General features: G+C 64.3%; 17 protein-coding genes. 6 read left to right on the forward strand and 11 right to left on the reverse strand.

Translation table 11 applies throughout. The features are described from left to right. Positions 1–164: 164 nt before the first annotated feature. On the reverse strand, positions 165–497 hold the full coding sequence (gene clpS, locus ABIB73_RS23090) for an ATP-dependent Clp protease adapter ClpS (protein ID WP_015685564.1): 333 nt from the start codon (positions 495–497) through the stop codon (positions 165–167). 58 nt (positions 498–555) lie between these two features. On the opposite strand from clpS, the gene ABIB73_RS23095 reads away from it, so the two are divergent. Continuing rightward, positions 556–2,943 (forward strand): pilus assembly protein TadG-related protein, encoded by a 2,388-nt coding sequence (locus ABIB73_RS23095; protein WP_354227635.1) that lies wholly within the window; start codon positions 556–558, stop codon positions 2,941–2,943. Positions 2,944–3,018: 75 nt separating this feature from the next. Here the strand turns inward: ABIB73_RS23095 and ABIB73_RS23100 are convergent, their stop codons facing one another. Continuing rightward, on the reverse strand, positions 3,019–3,357 hold the full coding sequence (locus ABIB73_RS23100) for a phasin family protein (RefSeq protein WP_354227637.1): 339 nt from the start codon (positions 3,355–3,357) through the stop codon (positions 3,019–3,021). 389 nt (positions 3,358–3,746) lie between these two features. On the opposite strand from ABIB73_RS23100, the gene ABIB73_RS23105 reads away from it, so the two are divergent. Beyond that, positions 3,747–5,558, forward strand: a complete 1,812-nt coding sequence (locus ABIB73_RS23105) for a serine hydrolase (RefSeq protein ID WP_354227639.1) — start codon at positions 3,747–3,749, stop codon at positions 5,556–5,558. A 227-nt stretch (positions 5,559–5,785) separates the two neighbouring features. On the opposite strand, the gene ABIB73_RS23110 is transcribed toward ABIB73_RS23105, so the two are convergent. Then, positions 5,786–6,511: a DnaJ domain-containing protein gene (locus tag ABIB73_RS23110; protein WP_354227641.1), complete on the reverse strand. Its 726-nt coding sequence runs from the start codon at positions 6,509–6,511 to the stop codon at positions 5,786–5,788. Between the two features lie 126 nt (positions 6,512–6,637). On the opposite strand from ABIB73_RS23110, the gene ABIB73_RS23115 reads away from it, so the two are divergent. After that, on the forward strand, positions 6,638–7,057 hold the full coding sequence (locus tag ABIB73_RS23115; protein WP_354227643.1) for a DUF302 domain-containing protein: 420 nt from the start codon (positions 6,638–6,640) through the stop codon (positions 7,055–7,057). Between the two features lie 4 nt (positions 7,058–7,061). Here the strand turns inward: ABIB73_RS23115 and ABIB73_RS23120 are convergent, their stop codons facing one another. The 3 genes from ABIB73_RS23120 to ABIB73_RS23130 all read right to left on the reverse strand — a co-directional run bounded on the left by ABIB73_RS23120 (position 7,062) and on the right by ABIB73_RS23130 (position 10,085). Then, entirely contained in the window at positions 7,062–7,817 is a 756-nt protein-coding gene (locus ABIB73_RS23120; protein WP_354227645.1) for a VWA domain-containing protein, read from the reverse strand. 136 nt (positions 7,818–7,953) lie between these two features. Then, entirely contained in the window at positions 7,954–8,814 is an 861-nt protein-coding gene (locus tag ABIB73_RS23125) for an alpha/beta fold hydrolase (RefSeq protein ID WP_354227647.1), read from the reverse strand. A gap of 347 nt (positions 8,815–9,161) precedes the next feature. After that, positions 9,162–10,085, reverse strand: coding sequence for a division plane positioning ATPase MipZ (locus ABIB73_RS23130; RefSeq protein WP_354227649.1), 924 nt, complete (start codon positions 10,083–10,085; stop codon positions 9,162–9,164). 283 nt (positions 10,086–10,368) lie between these two features. Between ABIB73_RS23130 and panC the strand changes: the two genes are divergently transcribed. After that, positions 10,369–11,223 carry a pantoate--beta-alanine ligase gene (gene panC / locus ABIB73_RS23135; RefSeq protein WP_354227651.1) on the forward strand — a complete coding sequence of 285 codons (855 nt, stop codon included), beginning with the start codon at positions 10,369–10,371 and terminating at the stop codon, positions 11,221–11,223. A 72-nt stretch (positions 11,224–11,295) separates the two neighbouring features. Next, positions 11,296–12,045 carry a hypothetical protein gene (locus ABIB73_RS23140; protein ID WP_354227653.1) on the forward strand — a complete coding sequence of 250 codons (750 nt, stop codon included), beginning with the start codon at positions 11,296–11,298 and terminating at the stop codon, positions 12,043–12,045. A 9-nt stretch (positions 12,046–12,054) separates the two neighbouring features. On the opposite strand, the gene ABIB73_RS23145 is transcribed toward ABIB73_RS23140, so the two are convergent. From ABIB73_RS23145 to ABIB73_RS23165, 5 genes are all read right to left on the reverse strand, one after another. Continuing rightward, positions 12,055–12,495 (reverse strand): DUF1489 family protein, encoded by a 441-nt coding sequence (locus ABIB73_RS23145; RefSeq protein ID WP_354227655.1) that lies wholly within the window; start codon positions 12,493–12,495, stop codon positions 12,055–12,057. A 42-nt stretch (positions 12,496–12,537) separates the two neighbouring features. Beyond that, positions 12,538–13,521: a hypothetical protein gene (locus tag ABIB73_RS23150; RefSeq protein ID WP_354227657.1), complete on the reverse strand. Its 984-nt coding sequence runs from the start codon at positions 13,519–13,521 to the stop codon at positions 12,538–12,540. Between the two features lie 157 nt (positions 13,522–13,678). Then, positions 13,679–13,882, reverse strand: a complete 204-nt coding sequence (locus ABIB73_RS23155; RefSeq protein ID WP_354227659.1) for a hypothetical protein — start codon at positions 13,880–13,882, stop codon at positions 13,679–13,681. 188 nt (positions 13,883–14,070) lie between these two features. Further along, positions 14,071–14,439 (reverse strand): YidB family protein, encoded by a 369-nt coding sequence (locus ABIB73_RS23160; protein WP_354227660.1) that lies wholly within the window; start codon positions 14,437–14,439, stop codon positions 14,071–14,073. A gap of 163 nt (positions 14,440–14,602) precedes the next feature. Further along, a complete protein-coding gene (locus ABIB73_RS23165; RefSeq protein WP_354227662.1) occupies positions 14,603–15,265 on the reverse strand; it encodes a glutathione S-transferase family protein in 663 nt (220 codons plus the stop codon). A 123-nt stretch (positions 15,266–15,388) separates the two neighbouring features. Between ABIB73_RS23165 and ABIB73_RS23170 the strand changes: the two genes are divergently transcribed. Next, entirely contained in the window at positions 15,389–16,105 is a 717-nt protein-coding gene (locus ABIB73_RS23170; protein ID WP_354227664.1) for a DUF599 domain-containing protein, read from the forward strand. Positions 16,106–16,175: the final 70 nt, after the last annotated feature.

Here is a 16,175-nt window from a genome sequence, read left to right on the forward strand (position 1 = left end):
AGTACGCACCCCACGGCATTCTCGATGCAAAACCCGTTCCGATTTGGGCGGGATTGGCGCCGGTACAGATTTCCGTAGTTTTGCCGGGGAGCAACCGACATCGCGCAGACATCACGCGACGATCACACTGCGACATGCCAAGAGCCGGCGCGCCGTGAGGTGCCTTACTTCTTTTCCATCACGCATTGCAGCGGGTGCTGGTGCTTGCGGGCAAAATCCATCACCTGCGTCACCTTGGTCTCGGCGATCTCGTAGGTGAACACGCCGCACTCCCCGATGCCGTGATGATGGACGTGCAGCATGATCTTGGTCGCGGCCTCGACGTCCTTCTGGAAGAACTTCTCCAGCACGTGGACGACGAATTCCATCGGCGTGTAGTCGTCGTTCAGGATCAGCACTCGATAAAGGTTCGGCCGTTTGGTCTTCGGCTTGACCTTGGTGATCACCGAGGTGTTCGGACCCGTCGGGCCGCCGGAACGGTTCTCGTCGTTGCTCATCCGGGGAGCGGTGGCGGCGGCCGCCGCGGACAGGTCGAGTCTGGAAGTCAGTTGCAGCATGGCTCAGGCGTTCAAATTCCCCACGGAAGCGAATAACGGTCCACCGCGCGGTCCCGCACTTGTGAGCCTCGCACAGGCGCGCCGCCTTGTTGGATCGCCGCTTCCAACCGGCCCGGTCCAAACCGGATCGATTGCAGGGAATATGGGCCTGCCCCCGGCTCGCCGCAAGCGTGCAACGGTCCGGCCGATGCGGCCGCGGCGGCCCCGATTCCCGGTCCGGCGATCTTGGCGAAGGTTAATCAATCCGGACCGATTTGACAAAAATTTCCGCCCGGACCGTTTAGAACCTGTTGACCAGGAACCTGACATGGGCGCAACCGCGGCGGTTTGGCGCGGGATTCTTCCGGCTTTCTACGGTCCAATTTACCTGCCGTTCAATCGTCTACCCCGAAATCAGGCAAAGCCACAGATATCGGGGATCATCATGTTTCGCCTGCCCTTTGTCCGTTGCCTGCATCGGCAGTTCAGTCGTTTCGCCGCCGCAGAGCAAGGCAACATTGCGGTCATCTTCGCGATCACGCTGATCCCGATCCTGAGCTTCGTCGGCGCCGCCATCGATTACACCCGCGCGTCCCGCGCACGTTCGTCGATGCAGGCCGCCCTCGACTCCACCGCGCTGATGCTCTCGAAGGATTTGACGGCAGGAACGATCGCGACTTCGGACATCAGCACGAAGGCACAGATTTACTTCTCGGGCCTCTATACCGATACTGAGGCAAAAGCCATCACCATCACCCCCACCTACACGGCCGCCACGACGAGTGCGGCAGCCACCCTGCTGCTGAACGGCTCCGGTTACATCACCTCCGATTTCATGCAGATTGCCGGCTATCCGACGCTCGGCTTCAACACCACCTCGACCACCACCTGGGGCAACGTCAAGATGCGCGTGGCGCTCGTGCTCGACAATACGGGATCGATGGCGCAGGACGGCAAGATCACCGCGTTGAGAAACGCCGTGGCCGGATCCGGCGGCCTCATCGATCAGCTTAGCGCGCTGAGCAAGACAAATGGCGACGTCTATATCTCGGTCATCCCCTTCGCCAAGGACGTCAATGTCGACGCCAGCAAATATGGCCAGAGCTGGATCGACTGGACGGATTGGCTCAATCCGCCCACCACGCAACCGGCCAATGGCAGCTTGATGGCGACGCTTCCCATCAACTGGCATGCAGTCGGACCGGGCGCGAAGTGCCCGTTCACCAACACTGTTGGCAACACCAATGGTAGTGCAAATGGCGGCTTTGTTTGCAAGACCAGTCCCACCGCAAGCAACACTTCGACCACGGCGACAGTTCCGTCGACAACGCTCACAGTCAACGGCGCAACCGTCAAAAATCCCATTTGCCCGACCGCCGACGGTTTCGGCCGCTCGCGAACCTACGTGAAATACAACGGCTGCTGGACCAGCGAGCCGACTGGCCTCAATGAAATATTTTGCTCAGGATCTGGGAATTGCAGTTGTCCAAAGACTTCCTCGGGCTCAGCTGTCGCCAATTGCACCTGCACCGGAAGCGGCAGTAGCAAATCCTGCAAGGGGGACACATACGTCCACAATTGGACGCAGCCCGGCCCCAATGACCTGACGGATAACCCGAGTCAGCCCAGGGTTTCCGCCGTCGTCGGTTTCAAGGACAACGCCCACACGCCCAACAAGGACCACGTCTGGACTCCCAGCGCCGTCGGGGTTGCAAATGACTGGCGCCAGCCGTCCACCAATCCCATCAGCACGTGGACCGGCTGCGTCGCAGACCGCACCCAACCGAACGACGCTACCGGCGTGCTGCCCGCGACGTCCGATGTCACGACGCTGTTTCCGGCCAACGAGTATTACGAGAACAGCACGGCCTATTGCAGCAGCAGCGCCTCGACCCAGCTCGAGCCCCTCATTCCGCTGAGCTATAGCTGGAGCACGCTCAAGACGGCCGTCAATGCGATGCAGCCGACAGGCGGCACCAACCAGGCGGTCGGACTGGCGTGGGGCTGGCAATCGCTGCTGATCGGAGGTCCGCTGAATGCCCCCGCGGAGGACGCCAATACGACATATAACAGGGTCATCATCCTGCTGTCCGACGGTCTCAACACCGAAGACCGCTGGCCCGAATACGGCGACGGCAACACGCAAGCCTCCGGCAATCCGATCGATGCGCGCCAGGCGCTGATGTGCACAAACCTGAAGGCCGCCAAGGATTCCAAGGGCCAGACGATGTATACGATCTACACCATCCAGGTGAACACGAGCTCGCCTGCGGATGCGACGTCCACAGTGTTGCAAAACTGCGCGAGCAGCCCCGACAAGTTCTTCATGCTGACCAGCTCAAGCCAGATCGTGACGACGTTCAACACGATCGGCACAGCGCTGTCGAAGCTGCGCGTGGCGCGCTGACAGATCCATCGCCTGCAAACGAAAAAGCCCGGCTGCATCAGCCGGGCTTTTTGCTTCCAGGATGTCCGGGAAAGGTTAGTTGGCGGCCGGGGTGAACTTCGACACGACGGTCTCGACCGGCTTGAAGGCCTGCTTGGCGAGGTCGCTGTAGAGGCCGGCGATCTTCTGCGATTCCGCGACGAAGGTTTCGTAGGCGGAACGGGCGAAATCGGTCTGCGCTTCCAGCGCCTTGTCCAGCGACTTCACGCCGGACAGCTTCTCGACGAAGGACTTGGTGTCTTCGAACGACTTCTTGGTGTAGTCGCCATAGGCGCTGGCGATCGCCTGGAGGCCGTGCTGCACCGAGGTCGCGGAGGCGACGCACGTCTCGAACTGCTCTTTCCCGTAGTTCTGAAAGTCTTCAACCTTGAACATTCTCGGAATCCTTTTCCCTGGCTTTGGTCCGGAAGCCCCGGCTCCCTGACTCTGCCCACAATTAGTGCAACGCACAAAAAAGTCAAGAATCTTGTGCGACGCACAAAAATCAATGCAAGTTACGGAGATTCCCGGGCTTTCCCGCAAGGGTTCCTTAAGCTTTTGGAAACCGCGGACCCCTACCCTGATTCCCTGGACGTGTTCACCTTCCGCAAGCGGTCAATAGCCGTTTGAGAACATCACCTTAGCCAGAACAGCGGCTCAGGCCCAACGTTCCCCGCAGTGAGCACCGGCGGAGGGACAGCCTGAGCAGGTAATGATCCCGGGTCCGCAGGGCACAATTTCGCCTCACGAGCCGGTGATCAAGTCACAAACGGGGACGGGGTTTCATGCTTCGTAACAACTGGTCTTCCTCGCGCTTGGCGCGGGTTGGCGTTTTCGGTCTTCTTACGGTCACCGCAGCCGCCATCTTCACCACCGATGCCGCCGAGGCGCGGCGCCATCGGCGCCATTACGCGCACCATCGGGTGCAGCGCGATGTTTCCGAGAGCTATAGCCCGCAATTCGCGTCGATCATTGTCGACGGCAATTCCGGCGCGGTGCTCCAGTCGACCAGCCCAGATGGGCTTCGCCATCCCGCCTCGCTTACCAAGATCATGACGCTCTATCTGCTGTTCGAGCGGCTCGAGTCCGGCAAGATGAAGCTCGACACCGAAATGCCGGTATCGCAGCACGCCGCCGACCAGGACCCGACCAAGCTGAACCTGCGTGCCGGCCAGACCATTCGCGTCGAGGACGCGATCAAGGGTCTCGTCACCCGCTCCGCCAACGACGCCGCCGTGGTGATCGCGGAAGCGATCGGCGGCGACGAGGACGACTTCGCCGCGATGATGACGCGCAAGGCGCGCGCGCTCGGCATGTCCAAGACGGTCTACCGCAATGCCAACGGCCTTCCCAACGACGAGCAGGTCACGACGGCGCGCGACCAGGCCACGCTCGGCCGCGCCATCCAGGAGCGCTTCCCGCGCTACTACCGCTATTTCGCGACGTCGACTTTCAACTGGCGCGGACAATCGATCCGGAACCACAACCACCTGCTCGGCAGCGTCGAAGGCGTGGACGGTATCAAGACCGGCTACACCCGCGCCTCCGGCTTCAATCTCGTGACCTCGATGCGCCGCGGCAACCGCCATCTGATCGGCGTGGTGCTGGGCGGCCGCAGCGGCGGCTCGCGCGATGCCATCATGCGGAACCTTCTTGCGGAGAATCTCGAGAAGGGCGCAACCACCCACACCGTCGTCGCGGTGACCGAGCGCAATGGCGCTGACGCCAGCACCGATGTCGCCGACGCATCCGACACCCCGGCCCGCCTCGCGCCGCAGGCCGCGGCCGCTCCTGCCCCCGAGGCACCCGCACCGCGTCCCGCCTCGCGCCTGTCGGCGCTTGCAGCGGCGACCGCCGCGATGCCGCCGGCCCAGCCCAAGCCTGAGGCCAAACCCGCTGAGTCCAAGATCGACCCCGCGCCGCTCACCAATGGCGTGATCTCGAGCCAGCCGCTCGCCCTCATTCCGGGTTCGTCCGAGCCGATGAAGCCGGTCCGGGTCAAGACGGTCCAGGTCAAGGCTGGCGCTGTGAAGGTCGCTTCCGCCGCCCCGACGCAAGTCGGGCCGCAGGTTACCAACACGATTTCGCCCCGCACCGACATCGCGGAAACCTCCGGCGCTGTCGTCGCCAGGGCCGACATCATCAACAAGCCAGAGCCCGCCAGGGCCGAAATCGCCCGTACCGAGCTGCCGCAGCAGCCGGCGGGCTTCGGCACCGGCAACGGCATCCTCGGCGTGCTGCCAGCCGCAACCGCTGCCACGCCCGCTCCGGCGGCCCCAAAGCTTGCCTCGGCCGATCCGATGCCGCAGCCGATCCAGATGAGCGCCACCACCAGACCGGTCATCACCCATAGCGGCTGGATCGTTCAAGTCGGCGCGCTCGAAAGCGAGAACGAAGCCCAGCAGCGCATCGATGCCGCGCGCAGCTCGGCCCGCGGCCTGCTCAGCAAGGCCGATCCGTTCACCGAGCCGGTCGTCGCCAAGGACAATCGCAAGCTCTACCGCGCCCGCTTCGCCGGGCTCGAGCGGGACCAGGCCGAAGCCGTCTGCCGCGCCCTGAAGCGCGCCGACATCTCCTGCATCACCGTCCGCAACTAGTTTCCGGCCGCATTCCGATCCCGATGCCCGCGCCTTACGGCGCGGGCATTTTCGTTTTCGGGACGCGGTGATGCGAGGGCTGCTCCACGACAACCTCTCGTCAAGACTTTAGGGTTAAAACTTCGCTCAAGGGATCGACCACGCCGACAATGGCGGGCATCGGGGCGACGGCAAACAGAGCCAGCGGAGCTTACGCGGTACGAGCGTTTTGTAGCGTGGTGCCGGAGTTAGCTGTGATGCGTCCGAAGCAGAGTATCCTTGGCCTCGTTTACACGGGCAGCGAGGTACGTCGAGCCCCCCTGGTCGGGATGCAGTTTCTTCATCAGGGACTTGTGCGCCCGGCTGATGTCGTCGCGCCCCGCCCCCGGCTGCAGGCCAAGGATCTGATAGGCCTCCTCCGCCGTCATTTTGCCGCTCGCCGCCGTGCGGCGCTGCCCCCCTGCCGGATCGCCTTGCGCGTTCTGACGCCAGGCGGGAAACCGGCGGTCCAGATAGCTTTCAAGTAAGGCCACGCTCTCGGCGTCAAACGCCGGGACCATCGCCAGCAGGCTGGCAAGATCGAACTCCTCGAGATTGCGCCCGGTATTGGGCCCGGCGACGATCTGGCCCGAGAGCTGGCCAGAATCGTGGTCGAGCCGCATGTCCAGGAATTGCGAACGCACGCGCGAGGTCTGGCCCGACGGGCGCGTTGCACCGCCGCCGAATAGCCCACCGATATTGCCGAAGCCAGCATTCGCCAGCGGTGTCCAGCCGAGCAGCCCGGCTCCGAAAATTCCGAGCGGAATCGCCACCGCCAGCTCGCCCCTCAAGCCGGTGAAGGCCGCAACCGCGAGCGCCACCACGCCGCCGCCGACCTTGATGGTGCGCGCCAGCACCGCTGGATTGGCGGCGCGGAACATCTGGAGCAACAGATAGAGCGTGATAACGGCGACAACGCCGGCGATCAGTGTCATGGCGTGAATATAGTCGCGCTCTTGTCAAAAAGCATGGCGTCCTTCGCACGCCCGCAATCGGCAGATGACACGAGGAGTTCGTTTGCCCGATAGTCCGGCGCGATACGACCGGAACGGAGTTGCGACATGGGCGCGGATGGACTGGTGACGCTTGCGAGCCGGTACGAACCTCGGGAAACCATGGACCGGCTCGAGGCAGAACTAACGACGAAAGGTTTGCGCATCTTCGCTCGGATCGATCACGCCGCGGGCGCGGCAGAGGCCGGCCTTTCACTGCGGCCGACGGAAGTCCTGATCTTCGGCAACGCCAAGGCCGGAACGCCCCTGATGCAATCCGTCCAGTCCATCGGCATCGACCTGCCGTTGAAGACGTTGGTTTGGCAGGATGCCGCCGGCGCTACCTGGCTCTCGTACAATGATCCGGCATGGCTCGCGGCGCGCCACGGCGTACCAGCCGATTTGGCTGTGCTGGGCAATATGTCGGCCCTGCTCGTGGCGGTGGCGAAGGCGGCAACAGCGCCTCCGCCGCAGGCAGCGCCGGCGTGACCCGCTACTTCATCTGTTCGATCAACTTCGCCGCGCCGCCCGCGGTCTTCGCCAATTTCAACAGCGCCTCGCGGCCGCCGGCCGCATAGGCTGCGGCGGCGCGCAACAGGTCGCGTAACTGCGTCGCCGCACCGGGATCGAACCGACACCAGGCGCCACCCGTGAGGCGCGCGATCTCGCGAAACGCCTGCTCGGCTACGGCATCATGGCCTTCCTGAAACAGGAACACCGGCACCTTCAGCATGCCGAGTTCGCCGGCCCTGGCGCAGAGCTCGTCGACCTTCTCTTCCATCGCGTCGCCGACGAAGACCACGGCGCGCACGCCAGATGCGACCGCTTCGCGCCGAGCCTCGGTCAGCACCTTGCCGATCTGGGTGTCACCACCGCGGCAGTCGATCTTGCTCATCAGCGTCGCAAGCTTGCCGCTGTCCGAGATCCACCCGCTGGCACGGCATTCGTTGAACCCGCGATAATAGACGAGCCGGATATCGAGGCTGCCGAGCGCCCCGGCCTCGCGGAACATGTCCGCCTGGAGCGCGCAGGCCATGTCCCAGGTCGGCTGCCGGCTCATCGTCGCATCCAGCGCAAAGATCAGACGTCCCTTCGCGCCGGGCGTATGCGGCGACAGCGCACGCGCCTTGGCGACGAAGGCGGCGACGTCCTCCGAGGTCGAGGTTTTCGCCTGCGGCAGCGTGCCGCCTCCTCCGGCCTTGGCCGAAGCGGCATCGCGGTTGCGCGGTTTGATGGGTTCGCCGGACATCCCTGGTCGCACTTGGTCTCAAACAGCTAATGTGGATAGCGCGCGCTGGCAGGTCAATGTGCAAAGCCTCCGCCGGGTATGCCGGCGGAGGCTTTGAAACTTGTTTCCAGCTATGGCCGGATCGATCAGCTATCGATCAGCTCTTGGCGGGCGCCATCAGGGCGACAGGACCGGGCTCAAGTATCTTCGGCGGAGACGACGAGGTGTCCACGGGCGCGATCGCGCTGTCGGTGTCGCTCAGGAATTTGTCGAGCATGCCCTGGATCGAGTTCTTGGCGTCATCCGGGCCGGTGTCGCGCATGTCGTTATGCTGGAAGTCGGTCTTCACGACCTGAATACCGGCCTTCTCGCATTCCTCGTCGGTGGGGATCACGCCCGGATCGGTCTTGAATTGCGGATCCTTGGAGCGGAACGACAGGATCTTGAACTTGCCGGCAGTCACGAAAGGCACGCGGAGATTATCCAGCGTCACGACCTTCTTGACCTCGTCCGGATACTGTTTGGCAAAATACATCGTGATGTCGCCACCCATGGAATGGCCGACCATCGTCACCCTGGTGTAGTCGGCGTTGGGCTGAACTTTCTTCATCTCCTGCATCGCGAGATGGATGTTGGCGACGCCGCGCAGAATCTGCGGCAGCCGGCCGACATAGAGCTCGCCCGGCTTGGTCACCATCGGAGGATCGGTCGGCAGGTCATGCTGCGGGCTGACCACCAAATAGCCGCGCGCCGCAAACACGTTGGCGAGGAAGCCGTACTCGGTGTTCTTGACGGTGTTGCCGTGATTGATCACTGCAACCGGCATGGTGATCATGCCGGCGTTGGCCTGCATTTCCTTGTCGCGGCGGATCGCGATGTCGACAGGCACTGGACGATTGTCGCGCGAAGCATCGTAGAAGGTGATGGTCTCATGCCTGATGGCCCACTTGCTCGCCGTGAAATAGGCGACGCCGCAAAGGGCACTGACGCAAACCAGAACGGCAATTCCACGCTTCATTTTCGTCCTCAGCCTCAGGGCTTGTCCACCTGAAGTCCCTGTCGAAACCGTGTTTGTTAGGGGAGCTCTTTGGCTCCCTCTCGCCTATTCCCTAATATACGTCACAGCCGCGTGACAGGAAGGCCAAATATTGTGATCCGGCAGCCCTTTCATTGTGCGACGCACACGTTTGTTGTGCATCCCCTCCTCTTACCGCTACGTCAGGGTGCAGGTCACCATCCGACGCAACTCGTCTCGATCGGGTTCAATTTCGCGGTAAACGCAGGATGAAAACGGCCTCGCGTGGGCGCAGTTCCAGCGGGAACCGGCGATGCTGATCGACTGGAAGTAGCGATATACCGCTGCGGTCAGGCCCCGAGGATGTCGTGGACCTCAAGCGGCTTGTCGACTTGGCTGAACCACTCGGCCCGGTTGGCCGCACGGCGGCGGCCGCGCTCGTCGAGCGGCAGCTTGAGCTGGCGGAGCAGGCTCGTCACCTCCTCCCGCGCGGTGAGATGGCCGAGATTGGGCCGCATACCGAGCGTGGCCTCATCGATCTCGTCCAGCGCGGTCAGGCCGCGCGGGAAGAACTCGCGGTAGACGACGCGCTCGGCAAAACCGTCGACGTAGCGGAAGCCCAATCGCAACGACAAATCCTTGAGCCCGTCCGCGACGAGCTGCTTGTTGCGCGAGCCGAGCATGGACAGGCGATTACGCACCACGATCCAGTCGGTGGTCGAACCGTCGAGCTGGCGGCGCTTGCGGCGGGTGTCGCGCACCATCTCGGCATAATGGCTCTCGCCCGTGACCGCGTAGTTGGCGGGATCGACGGTGCCGAGCACGTCGAAGTCGAGGAAGCTGTCGTTGATCGGCGTGACCAGCGTGTCGGCCATCGAATGCGCAAGCCGCATCAGGTAGCTGTCGGTGCCGGGGGTATCGATGACGATGAAGTCAAAGCTGCTCTCGACCGCCGAGACCGCTTCCATGAATTGCTGGAACTCGGAGCTCTCGTTCTCGGCGATCTGCATGGTCTCGCCGAGCCTGATGCAGCGATGCACCGGCAGCTCGAGATCGAGCTTGGTGCGGCGCGCCCAGGCGGAGCGGTTGTTGATGTAGTGGGTGAAGCTTTGCTGGCGGCAGTCGAGATCAATGGTGGCGACGCGCTGGCCGGCCTTCAGGAGCGCGACCGCGACGTGCAAGGCGGTGGTCGACTTGCCGGAGCCGCCTTTCTCGTTGCCGAGCACGACCACATGTGCCGAGCCGGATTGGCCTTGGCTAGCCTGCACAAGCATAGCGATCCTCAACACCCCTGCGGAATATCTTCGAGTTGGCGGCGTCTGCGGTCAAGTGAAATGCGTGACAGTCAATGCAAATCGCACTGCGCCGGTCTTGATCATGAATCGCGCAGCCGAGTCGCGTCTGTGATCCAGCCCACAACGTCGCGACATCCTGCGCGGCGTTGTGCGGGATGCTGTGCCGCATGTGGATGCATGGCGTCCACGACAGCCGCTTGTTAAGGTTAGCCGGTGGCGCAGCCGCCGCGCCCAACCCCATCCCCAACCCTCTCGAGTCCTGATGTCACGAAGTCCCTTGATCGCCCGCACGGTCCCCGCCCTGCGGCGCGCCGTCGACAATCTTCGCAAGCGAAAAGCCACGGTCGCGCTGGTGCCGACCATGGGGGCACTCCATGACGGGCATGTGTCGCTGGTGCGCCTGGCCAAGCGGCGCGCGAGCCGCGTCGTGGTGTCGATCTTCGTCAATCCGACCCAGTTCGCCCCGACCGAGGATTTCGGCGCTTATCCGCGAACCTGGAAGGCCGATATCGCGAAGCTCGCGGCCGAAGACGTCGACATGGTCTGGCACCCCGGCGTCGAGGCGATGTATCCGGAGGGCTTTGCGACCCGCATCGTCCCGGAGGGACCGGCGCTGGCCGGCCTCGAGGACCGCTTCCGGCCGCATTTCTTCGGCGGCGTCGCCACCGTCGTCGGCAAGCTGTTCACGCAATGCCGGCCGGATGTCGCGATCTTTGGCGAGAAGGACTTTCAACAGTTGCAAGTCGTGACGCGGATGGCGCGGGATCTCGACCTCGGCGTCAAGGTGATCGGCTCCCGCACCGTGCGCGAGCGCGACGGACTCGCGATGTCCTCGCGCAACGTCTATCTCTCACCGGAGGAGCGTCAGACCGCCACCACCCTGTATCGCGCCATGAAGGACAGCGCCGGGCGGATCCAGGCCGGCGAAGCAATCGCGCCCGCGATGGCGCGCGGCGCCGAGATGGTCACGGCGGCCGGCTTTGTCCTCGACTATTTCGAGGTCCGCCATGCCGAGACGCTGGCACAGGTCACCTCGCGCAAGGACGGGCCCTTGCGAATTCTGGTCGCAGCCAAGCTCGGCACGACGCGGCTGATCGACAATATCGCGGTAGGATAGCCAAGGTTGATCTTGCACGTCCACTCGCCCGCAGGGATGATCGGCGCGAGGAAGCAAGCCGGACGGCAGGAAATGCTATCCATCCGCACGATGATCACGAGCGCCGTGCTGGCGCTGATCGCCTCTACGATTGCGCAAGCACAGCAGCGTCCGCCGATCGGCCTGTACGGGTCGCCGCCGGATGCGATGATCTTCTATGTCGCTCATGGCCCCGCCGGGGCCTGCGGACCAGGCTGCTCCGACTGGATCGCAGCCGAAGGCGCGGTGCAATGGGACAGCTACAAGCGGCTGATCGCGATCCTCGATCGTCAGCCCGGCCGCAAGCTGCCGCTCATCATCGATAGTTGGGGCGCGTCGAATCTCAATGTCGCGACCAGCATGGGCCGCATCTTGCGCGACCGCGGCCTGGATACCGCCGCAGGTGCGACCGAGGTCGAGGCCTGCGCCGGCAAGCCGGAGGCGGACTGTTTTGCGCTGAAGCGCCCGGGCGGGCCGCTCGAGGCCAAGGTGAAATTGCCGGAGCCGGCTTGCGATTTCGCGTGCGTCCTGATGCTCGCCGGCGGCGTGCATCGCAGCCTCCCCCAAGGTGTGAAGGTGGTGCTGACCGGCCGCACTGTCCGCAACCGCCTCGCGCCCAATGTCGCGGCCGAACAGCGCGAAAGCCTGACCGCCCATTTCGGCGAGCAGTACCGGAAGTATCTGCAAGAGATGGGCGTCGCGCCGGAGCTGGTCGACATCGTCGACGGCATCGGCGAAGGCGGACCTCCGGTCGTGATGCCGCCCTCCGACTGGGCGCGGCTACATATCGTCACGCCGCCTTGAGCCGCCGCTTCAGAGCAATCCGAGATCGCGCAGCTCGCGCCGCATCGGCTCCGGCATCGCCGCGATGGTGTCCGCGGCGGACTTGCCGAGATCGGGCGGCACGGAATCGTCGGCGAGATAGCGCCAGCCCTGGAACGGGCGCATCGGGCGCGGCGAGACCGAGATCACCTTGGGCTGCATCACGATCCGACAGCGCCCGATGCCATCCTTGTCGCGGAACGGCTCGATACCGATGATCTTTTCGCGCGCGGCGATCTCGCCCTTGATGACCCAATAGAGCGACCCGCCCGAGAGGATCTCGGCGTCCCGCTTCGGCACCATGCGGGTGATGTGGATGTGATGTTGCGGCAGACCCTTCTTCTTGGCGGTCTGCATCCGTTCGGCGATCCACCCCTTCAATTCCTTGACGGAGTCGCAGCCGACGGCAAGCTTGATCAGATGGAGTGGCATGCCTCAGCATTAGCGGGCTGGCCGCCGGTTTTCAAAGCCGAACTACTCGTTATCCGCAGCCGCGGGGGCCGAGGCCGGCGGCGGCGCGAGCGGAACCGGCGCGGCTGCCGGCGCGCGCGCAGCCTTCGGAGCCGGCGGTCTCTTCGCGGCCGGCGCTGCGGCCTGTGCCGAGGTCGCGGACGGCGCGCGTGCAGCCGGCGTGGCAGCAGCGTTGGCGGCGGGCGCCTGGCGCGTCGCGGCCGTCGGCGGCTCCGGATTCATGATGCTCACCGGCGGCGTCGACGAGGCGCTCGGGAACTCCGCATTGGTTGGCTTGCCGGTCGGCATCGTTGTCGGCAGCCCCGCGAGCGCACCCGAGGTTGGCATCGCCGGCGCCGCTGTGGGCGCGTTCCAGACCGGCGCGTAGCGTGCGACCAGCGTGTCGTACAAATGGGCATCCATGTTGGCGGCGACCTGCTGCTGATCGGTCAGCGAGCGGAAGGCGGCACAATCGAACCGGGTGCAGCCGTCGCGCACGACCAGCACCTGAGCGACGAGGCCGTAGCGATCGCGCTCCAGCGCCTTGCGCAGCACCTTCATGTCCAATGTCAGGCTCTTCTCGGCGGTCGCGGCATCGCCGAGCGCGGTGAGCCGGTCAATCCGGGCCGCGGTGTAGGAAACGGCGGCGGCCGCGGCATCGGGCGAGCCGAACAAAGCCCTCTCGCAGCCCGCCAGCACAGCGTCGCCGGCGAGACCGTCGAGGCAGGACAGCGCCGGCAGGTTCGGCGTCGCCAAGGCCTGTGCGCGGGCTTCGCTCGGCGCGGCCTGCCCCTCCGGTCCGTAGACGCGCATGGTGGCTGCTACCGCGATGCCGATGGCGAGCAGTGTGATGACGGTCAGCGCGCCGTTGGCGACCGACTTCTCGGCGCGCAGCAGCGTGATCAGGAGAATCAGTCCGAAGAAGCCGGCGGCAGCCAGCGTCATCCACATCGGAAAGGCCGGCGAACGCCAGATATCGTCGAGCGAAGTGGCCCATGCCCAGTTCATGCGCGACGTCCCCTCACGCGAGCAGAGAGCGAATGGTCAAAGCGAGCACCGCTGGTCGGCAACTGCCCCCGGCCCACCTTGTCGAGGTGAAGCGGGCCTTTTAACGGCGAGCGAAGCAAATTCGTCCGCGACGTCAATGCGCAGTCCCGTCAGCGCTTCAGGAGAGTGCGAGCTGGCTTTCCTTGGCGACCCGTTCGAAGGCTTCAGTCGAGCTCTTGATCCGGTATTGGCAGTCGTCGCCTTCCGTCGGCAGCAGGCGGATGATCTCATACGAGCCGCTGGCAGCCGGGCGCGCAACGTTGCTGGCCGTGAACAATACGCGCGATCCAACGGGGAATTTGTGCTTCAACACCCTCTCCATTACTCAAACAGCGCCTGCCCCGCCCATGGTCCCACTGCGGCGGCCGACTGGAAACCCAAGCGTTATATAGCACGCATGCGGCGTTTTTGGCCAGCCTCATGCGAGCATGGCAAACACGCCAATTTTGAAGTCCTTTCAGGGTGATAACGGGAACAACGGCCTGCCGGTTATACCGCTGGAACCGGGCCTCAGGCGGTATGGGGCAGATGGCCCTCCGGGCTTGCCTGGTCCACCGCCTTGGGCAGCTCCTGGGCCAGGATCTGGCCCAATTGGTCGACCGGGATGTTGTAGCGGGCGGCGAGCTGGCGGACGGTGTCGCTACCGAGCACGGCGCGGAGCTGGTCGGCCGAGATCGGCAGGTTCTGGCCGTTGCCGAGCCATGATTTGACCTGGTCGCCAAGGCCCGCCTGCTGGAGCTTGGCGACGATCGCGCTGAGGCCGCCCTGATTGTTGCTGCCGAGCACCTCGCTCAGCACGGCCGGCAGGACCGCGGCGCCAAGCTGGCCGAGCGCGCTGCGCAATGCGGGGTTGTTCTCCAGCGAGTCCAGAATTCCCATTGCCGTGCCCTCTCCCAAGCCGTCATTCCCCGTGATTGAGCGCCGCCATGCGGCATGCCGTCAAGCGGCGCTCAATCACATTTTAAGCGAGCATGATCTTATCGGAAAAACCGGTGCCTACTTTTCGCTGACGCGGCCCTTCGGGTCCGGATCGTGCTCCTGATTACACGTTCTCGAATTTTTCGATGACAAGCGTTTCGGCGAGACCGTCGCGGGTCCATTCCTGGAACGCCGGCAGCGCCATCATCGTGTCCATATAGGCCTTGGCCCCGGGCCCAACCTCGATCGCATAGGTGCGGAAGCGGTGCACCACCGGCGCATACATCGCGTCCGCCGCGCCGAAGCGGCCGAACAGGAACGGCCCGCTGGCGCCGTGGCGCGCCCGGCATTCGCGCCAGATCTCCTGCACGCGCGCGACGTTGGCCCTGGCGTCCGCCGACAGAGATACGGTCCCGACAGGCCGATGCAGGTTCATGCCGCACTCGTTGCGCAGAGCCGTGAAGCCGGAATGCATCTCGGCGCACACCGAACGGGCATGCGCCCGGGCCGCGACGTCGTCGGGCCACAGTTTCTTTTCCGGATAGCGCTCGGCGATGTATTCGATGATGCTAAGCGAATCCCACACCGTGATGTCGGCGTCGACCAGCACCGGCACCTTGCCGGCGCGGCTGAAATTCAGGATCTGTTGCTTGTCCGCGGGATTGTCGGTGTAGAGCGGGATGACGGTCTCGGCGAACGGAATGTCGTTGGCACGCAGCGCGAGCCAGGGCCGCATCGACCATGACGAATAGTTCTTGTTGCCAATCGCAAGCTTGAGCGCAGCCATATCACCAGTCCTTCCCGAGTCTGCCAGATGCGGCTGCTTTTAACGCCATCGCCTGCCGCCAATCAATCGTTGCCGCAACTCACCATGCATGGCAATCGTTGCGATCCTCGCGAGGAGTGAGACATGAGCAGGCATTGGGTCGACATCACCGCCGTCGGCTTCTTCATCATCGAATGGCTGGTCTATGCCGCAACGCTCGAGCACTCGGCCTATGGCCGCGACAGCCTGTCGGCGCGGATGAACCGCTATCGCGAGGTCTGGGTGCGCCGCCTGCTCGACCGCGAGGCGCGCATGGTCGACATGCAGATCATGGCCTCGCTCCAGAACGGCACCGCCTTCTTCGCCTCCACCAGCCTGTTCGCACTCGGCGGCGCGCTGGCGCTGCTGCACGCCACCAACGACGCGATCGCCATTCTGGCCAAGCTGCCGATCGACCTCAGCCCCTCGCCCGCGCTGTGGGAGCTGAAATGCGTCGGCCTGGTGCTGATCTGCGTCTACGCCTTCTTCAAGTTCGCCTGGGCCTATCGCCTGTTCAACTATGTCGCGATCCTGTTCGGCGGCATGCCGCCGGCGTCGCAGCGCGGCACGCCGGAGGCCGAAGCCCACGTCATCCGCACCTCGCGGGTGTTCGAATCCGCCGGCCGCCACTTCAACCGCGGCCAGCGCGCCTTCTTCTTCGCGCTCGGCTATCTCGGCTGGTTCGTCAGCCCCTGGCTGCTGTTCGTGACCACGGCCGCGGTGGTGATCGTGACATGGCGACGGCAGTTCGCGTCCAGCGCGTGGGAGGCGATGGCGCCGGAGGTGGCGGGTGACGCGGGGATGCAGAAGCGCAGTCATTGATGCAACCTCTCGTGTCCCGGACGCGCTGCAGCGTGCAACGCTGCTGCGCTGCGTCCGGGGCACGAGAGCA

This window comes from Bradyrhizobium sp. F1.4.3, assembly GCF_040548375.1.
GTDB lineage: Bacteria > Pseudomonadota > Alphaproteobacteria > Rhizobiales > Xanthobacteraceae > Bradyrhizobium.

What these genes read in the sequence shown, in the direction of transcription:
- clpS (WP_015685564.1), bottom strand. Translation starts at nt 497, where the DNA reads ATGAGCAACGACGAGAACCGTTCCGGCGGCCCGACGGGTCCGAACACC.
- ABIB73_RS23095 (WP_354227635.1), top strand. Translation starts at nt 556, where the DNA reads ATGGCTCAGGCGTTCAAATTCCCCACGGAAGCGAATAACGGTCCACCG.
- ABIB73_RS23100 (WP_354227637.1), bottom strand. Translation starts at nt 3,357, where the DNA reads ATGTTCAAGGTTGAAGACTTTCAGAACTACGGGAAAGAGCAGTTCGAG.
- ABIB73_RS23105 (WP_354227639.1), top strand. Translation starts at nt 3,747, where the DNA reads ATGCTTCGTAACAACTGGTCTTCCTCGCGCTTGGCGCGGGTTGGCGTT.
- ABIB73_RS23110 (WP_354227641.1), bottom strand. Translation starts at nt 6,511, where the DNA reads ATGACACTGATCGCCGGCGTTGTCGCCGTTATCACGCTCTATCTGTTG.
- ABIB73_RS23115 (WP_354227643.1), top strand. Translation starts at nt 6,638, where the DNA reads ATGGGCGCGGATGGACTGGTGACGCTTGCGAGCCGGTACGAACCTCGG.
- ABIB73_RS23120 (WP_354227645.1), bottom strand. Translation starts at nt 7,817, where the DNA reads ATGTCCGGCGAACCCATCAAACCGCGCAACCGCGATGCCGCTTCGGCC.
- ABIB73_RS23125 (WP_354227647.1), bottom strand. Translation starts at nt 8,814, where the DNA reads ATGAAGCGTGGAATTGCCGTTCTGGTTTGCGTCAGTGCCCTTTGCGGC.
- ABIB73_RS23130 (WP_354227649.1), bottom strand. Translation starts at nt 10,085, where the DNA reads ATGCTTGTGCAGGCTAGCCAAGGCCAATCCGGCTCGGCACATGTGGTC.
- panC (WP_354227651.1), top strand. Translation starts at nt 10,369, where the DNA reads ATGTCACGAAGTCCCTTGATCGCCCGCACGGTCCCCGCCCTGCGGCGC.
- ABIB73_RS23140 (WP_354227653.1), top strand. Translation starts at nt 11,296, where the DNA reads ATGCTATCCATCCGCACGATGATCACGAGCGCCGTGCTGGCGCTGATC.
- ABIB73_RS23145 (WP_354227655.1), bottom strand. Translation starts at nt 12,495, where the DNA reads ATGCCACTCCATCTGATCAAGCTTGCCGTCGGCTGCGACTCCGTCAAG.
- ABIB73_RS23150 (WP_354227657.1), bottom strand. Translation starts at nt 13,521, where the DNA reads ATGAACTGGGCATGGGCCACTTCGCTCGACGATATCTGGCGTTCGCCG.
- ABIB73_RS23155 (WP_354227659.1), bottom strand. Translation starts at nt 13,882, where the DNA reads ATGGAGAGGGTGTTGAAGCACAAATTCCCCGTTGGATCGCGCGTATTG.
- ABIB73_RS23160 (WP_354227660.1), bottom strand. Translation starts at nt 14,439, where the DNA reads ATGGGAATTCTGGACTCGCTGGAGAACAACCCCGCATTGCGCAGCGCG.
- ABIB73_RS23165 (WP_354227662.1), bottom strand. Translation starts at nt 15,265, where the DNA reads ATGGCTGCGCTCAAGCTTGCGATTGGCAACAAGAACTATTCGTCATGG.
- ABIB73_RS23170 (WP_354227664.1), top strand. Translation starts at nt 15,389, where the DNA reads ATGAGCAGGCATTGGGTCGACATCACCGCCGTCGGCTTCTTCATCATC.